Raw genomic sequence first — 4,431 nt, forward strand, 5'->3', positions numbered from 1 at the left:
AGCTACCTCGCAGGCCTCCACCTCCGCGCCTCAATGATCTGGATAGACGACCTCGTGCGACCACCCAACTGATCACAACATCACACAGGCCCTAGGACACGATCCGGACCGGCAGCTCCACCAGCACCTCGCGCAGCGCGGCCGCGAAGCGCTCGTACTCGGCGCTGCGGGCCGAGCCCGGCCGGACGGCCAGCCCGATCCGGCGACCGGGCGCCGGGGCGGCGAAGCGGACGGCGGCCAGCCGGTCGGTGCGCCCGGCCTCGACGTCCAGTGCGGTGGCGGGCAGCAGGGTCACCCCGAGGCCGCCGGCGACCAGCTGGACCAGGGTGGACAGGCCGGCCGCCCGGGTGGTCGAGCCCGCCGGGTCGGCACCGACCTCGCGGCAGATGTCCAGCGCCTGGTCGCGCAGGCAGTGGCCCTCCTCCAGCAGCAGGACCTCCAGGTCGAGCAGCACGTCGCGCGGTACGTCGATCCGACCGGCAAGCGGGTGGGTGGGCGGCGTGAGCAGGACGAAGTCCTCGTCGAACAGCGGGATGTCCCTGGTCGGCGAGGTCCCGCCGGCCGGCAGCGCGAGCAGCAGGACGTCCAGCCGCCCGGCGGCCAGGCCCTCCAGCAGCGAGGGGGTGCGCTCCTCGTGGACGTGCGGCTCCAGGTCCGGGAAGCGGTCGCGGACCAGCCGCAGCACGGTGGGCAGCAGGTAGGGCGCGACGGTCGGGATGACGCCCAGGTGCAGCGGCCCGGTGAACGGGCGGCGGGCGGCCTCGACCTCCTCGGTGAGGGCCTGCAGCGAGGCGAGCACCCGGCGGGCGTGCTGGTGCACGCGCTCCCCCAATGGGGTGACAATCACCTTGCGCGTCGTACGCTCTACCAGCTGCGCGCCCAGCGACTCCTCCAGCGCCGCGACCGCCCCGGACAGTGCGGGCTGACTGGTCCCGGTGGCGGCGGCGGCCTCCCGGAAGTGCCGGTGCTCGGCCACCGCGACGAAGGCCCGCAGCTGGGCGACGGTCGGGGTGCGCGGGCTGCGGACTGTGGCGCTCGCCACAGTCGGGTCGGCCTTCGTGCCGCCGCTCCTGCGGGAACCCGGCCGCGACGTGGGGGATTCGTTACTGATAACAATCTCCGATCAGACACATCCAGTGTAGCTATTTCCCTGATCAGTCCACGATGTGGAACTGTGAGCTGTGTCCGGATTCCGGACAAAGCTCCCCTCATCTCACTTCAGGAGAAGCGAACGTGCTCACGATCGGTGACAAGTTCCCCGAGTTCGACCTCAAGGCCTGTGTCGACCTGGATGCCGCGAGCGCCTTCGCCGACATCAACCACAAGTCCTACGAGGGCAAGTGGAAGGTCGTCTTCTTCTGGCCGATGGACTTCACCTTCGTCTGCCCGACCGAGATCGCCGCGTTCGGCAAGCTGAACGACGAGTTCGCCGACCGCGACGCCCAGATCCTCGGCGTCTCCGGCGACTCCGAGTTCGTGCACCACGCCTGGCGCAAGGACCACAAGGACCTGCGCGACCTGCCCTTCCCGATGCTGGCCGACATCAAGCACGAGCTGATGCGCGCCTGCGGCGTCGAGGGCGAGGACGGCACCGCCCAGCGCGCCGTCTTCATCGTCGACCCGAACAACGAGATCCAGTTCGTCATGGTCACCGCCGGCTCCGTCGGCCGTAACCCCAAGGAGGTCCTGCGGGTGCTGGACGCCCTGCAGACCGACGAGCTGTGCCCGTGCAACTGGAACAAGGGCGAGGACACCCTCGACGCCCAGGCCCTGCTGGCGGGCTGACCCATGGCTCTCGACGACCTGAAGGCCGCCCTCCCGGACTACGCCAAGGACCTCAAGCTCAACCTGGGCTCGGTCATCGGCAACTCCGACCTCCCCGCCCAGCAGCTCTGGGGCACCGTGCTGTCCTGCGCGATGGCCACCCGCAGCCCCGGCCTGCTGCGCGAGCTGGAGCCCGAGGCCAAGGCCCACCTCTCCCCGGAGGCGTACACCGCCGCCAAGGGCGCGGCCGCGATCATGGGGATGAACAACGTCTACTACCGGACGCTGCACCTGCTCTCCGACAAGGAGTACAGCACGATGCGGGCCGGTCTGCGGATGAACATCATCGGCACCCCGGGCGTCGAGAAGGTCGACTTCGAGCTCTGGTGCTTCGCGGTCTCGGCCATCAACGGCTGCGGCCAGTGCCTCGACTCGCACGAGGCCGTGCTGCGCAAGGCCGGCGTCGAGCGCGAGGTCGTCCAGGCCTCGATGAAGATCGCCGCCGTCCTCCAGGCCGTGGCCGGTGTCCTCGACTCCGAGGCCGCCCTGGCGGACGTCACCGCCTGACGCACCCCGGCACCCCGACGGGCCCCTCCCGGACACCATGTCCGGGAGGGGCCCGTCGTCGTTCTCCCGCGCCGGTCGCCCCGGCACGGCGGGGGGTCAGTCGGTGGCGGGCGCGGCCGACGGGGCGGGGTGGGCGGCCGCGGTGCGCTCGGCGGCGGGTTCGGCCGTGCGCCCCGCCGTGCGCTCGGCGGCCTCACGGGCGGCTTCGAGCGCGGTGAAGACGGCCTGACCGGCCTCGTTGCGACGGCGCAGGTGGGCGACCACGGTGTTGGTGACGGCGATCAGCGGGACGGCGACCACCGCGCCGCCGATGCCGCCGATGATGCCGCCGGCCGCGACGCCGAGCACGACGCCGAGCGGGTGGACCCGGACGGCCCGGCCGAGGATCAGCGGCTGGAGGATGTGGCTCTCCACCTGCATCACCGCGACCAGCACCACCAGCACCATCAGCGCCGTCCACGGCCCCTGGGTGACCAGCGCGATCAGCACCGCCACGGTGCCGGTGATCAGCGCGCCGACCAGCGGGACGAAGGCGCCCAGGAAGATGATCACGGCCAGCGGCAGCGCCAGCGGCACGCCCAGCAGGTCGACGCCGATGCCGATGCAGAGCGCGTCGATGAAGGCCACGCAGACCGTGCCGCGCACGTAGGCGGTGAGCGTCGCCCAGGCCTTCGGGCCGGCCCCGGCCATCGCGAACCGGGAGTGCCGGGGCAGGCCGCGCAGCGCCCAGTTCCAGATCTTCGCGCCGTCGTAGAGGAAGAAGAAGGTGGTGAAGAAGGTCATCAGCAGCGCGGTCAGCACCTCGACGGCGATCTGCGCGCCGGTGATCGAGGCCGAGGTGAGCTGATCGGTGTTGGTGGTGATGGCCTTGGTGATCTGGTTGGCGAAGTCGGTGATCTGCTGCTGGGTCAGGTGCAACGGCCCGGTGACCAGCCAGTCCCGCAGCTGGTTGACGCCGGTCTTCACCTGGGTGGTGACGTCCGAGAGGTTGGTCGACACCTGCCAGACGACGAACCAGCCGACCAGCCCGATCCCGGCCAGACCGCTCAGGAAGACCCCGCCCGCCGCCAGCGAGCGCGGCACCCCGTGCCGGCGCAGCCAGGAGACCGAGGGCTCCAGCAGCGCGGTGATCAGCAGCGAGGCCAGCACCGAGAAGGCCACCAGCCGCAGCATGTCGACCACGTAGAAGACGACGTAGAGCGCGGCGCCGAGCAGCAGCAGCCGCCAGGTCGACTCGGCGGCCACCCGCAGGCCCCACGGCACCGCCTCGGCGGGCGTGGCCGGGCGGCCGGGGTGGTACTCCCGCCCGAGCCCGACGTGCGCGGCCGGGGCGGCCGGGGCCGGTTGGGCCACCGGAGCCGTCGGGGCCGGCGCGGCGGACGGCGGGACCGGCTCGGCCGCCGGGGCCGGGTCGGCCTGCGGCACCGGAACGGCCCGCGGGACCGGGACGGGGCCCGGCGCCTCGACGAGTGCCGGGACGTGCCCGTCCACGAGCGCCGGCACAGGCCCTTCGGCCAGTGCCGGGAGTGCCGGTTCGTGCGGGTCGGCCGCCATCGCGGCACGCCGGCGCCGTTCGATCACGGCGGCCGCGCTCGCCACCACGGCCATGCCCTTGGCCACGGCCTTGAAGGCCTTTCCGCCCCGCGCCATCCTCGCTACCACCGCTCCCCTGCCGAACCCGCCGTGTCCGGCGGTACGCCGCGGGTCCTGCCGCGGCCGTCAGGGATGACGCTACCCGCCGGAGGAGCGGCGAGTCCGGTCGCCGGTCCGTTCGACTCGAACCGTCCATCCCGATGAACCGGACAAAACGCAAGGTTCCATACGGTTTCGGACACGGTTCACCGGGGAGAAGTCGGGACGAGACCCCGGAGCCCAGCCGCCGAGGTCGCCCCACGGCCAACTGCCGGCGGACCGGCCGGTGCGGGGAGCAACCAGGACCCCTCCCCGCGCCCCGCGTCCGCAACCGGGGCCGCACCGCCCGAGGGCGCACTGGTCAGCGCCGCCCGGGCGGCGCGGTCCGCCCCCTCGCCGCGAACCGGAGAGAACAGCCGGGCCGGAGAACGCCACGGCCCCCGGTCGCTCGCCCGAGGAGGGCGAACG

At 72.6% G+C, this 4,431-nt stretch carries 4 protein-coding genes; 2 read left to right on the top strand and 2 right to left on the bottom strand.

Features of this window, described 5'->3' with window-relative positions; all coding sequences use genetic code 11:
- Nucleotides 1–91: 91 nt before the first annotated feature.
- A complete protein-coding gene (locus ACFU7Z_RS36795; RefSeq protein WP_082346232.1) occupies nucleotides 92–1,042 on the bottom strand; it encodes a LysR substrate-binding domain-containing protein in 951 nt (316 codons plus the stop codon).
- Nucleotides 1,043–1,233: 191 nt separating this feature from the next.
- Here ACFU7Z_RS36795 and ACFU7Z_RS36800 point away from each other — a divergent pair, with 191 nt between their 5' ends.
- Entirely contained in the window at nucleotides 1,234–1,785 is a 552-nt protein-coding gene (locus tag ACFU7Z_RS36800) for a peroxiredoxin (RefSeq protein WP_049659815.1), read from the top strand.
- A 3-nt stretch (nucleotides 1,786–1,788) separates the two neighbouring features.
- Nucleotides 1,789–2,331 carry an alkyl hydroperoxide reductase gene (locus ACFU7Z_RS36805; protein ID WP_380782419.1) on the top strand — a complete coding sequence of 181 codons (543 nt, stop codon included), beginning with the start codon at nucleotides 1,789–1,791 and terminating at the stop codon, nucleotides 2,329–2,331.
- Nucleotides 2,332–2,427: 96 nt separating this feature from the next.
- Here the strand turns inward: ACFU7Z_RS36805 and ACFU7Z_RS36810 are convergent, their stop codons facing one another.
- Nucleotides 2,428–3,981, bottom strand: a complete 1,554-nt coding sequence (locus ACFU7Z_RS36810; RefSeq protein WP_074001324.1) for an AI-2E family transporter — start codon at nucleotides 3,979–3,981, stop codon at nucleotides 2,428–2,430.
- Between the last annotated feature and the right edge of the window lie 450 nt (nucleotides 3,982–4,431).

This window comes from Kitasatospora sp. NPDC057518 (genome assembly GCF_042802075.1).
GTDB lineage: Bacteria > Actinomycetota > Actinomycetes > Streptomycetales > Streptomycetaceae > Kitasatospora.

Excerpts from the sequence above, each read along its gene's own strand:
- ACFU7Z_RS36805 (WP_380782419.1), top strand. The coding sequence starts at position 1,789 with ATGGCTCTCGACGACCTGAAGGCCGCCCTCCCGGACTACGCCAAGGAC.
- ACFU7Z_RS36810 (WP_074001324.1), bottom strand. The coding sequence starts at position 3,981 with ATGGCGCGGGGCGGAAAGGCCTTCAAGGCCGTGGCCAAGGGCATGGCC.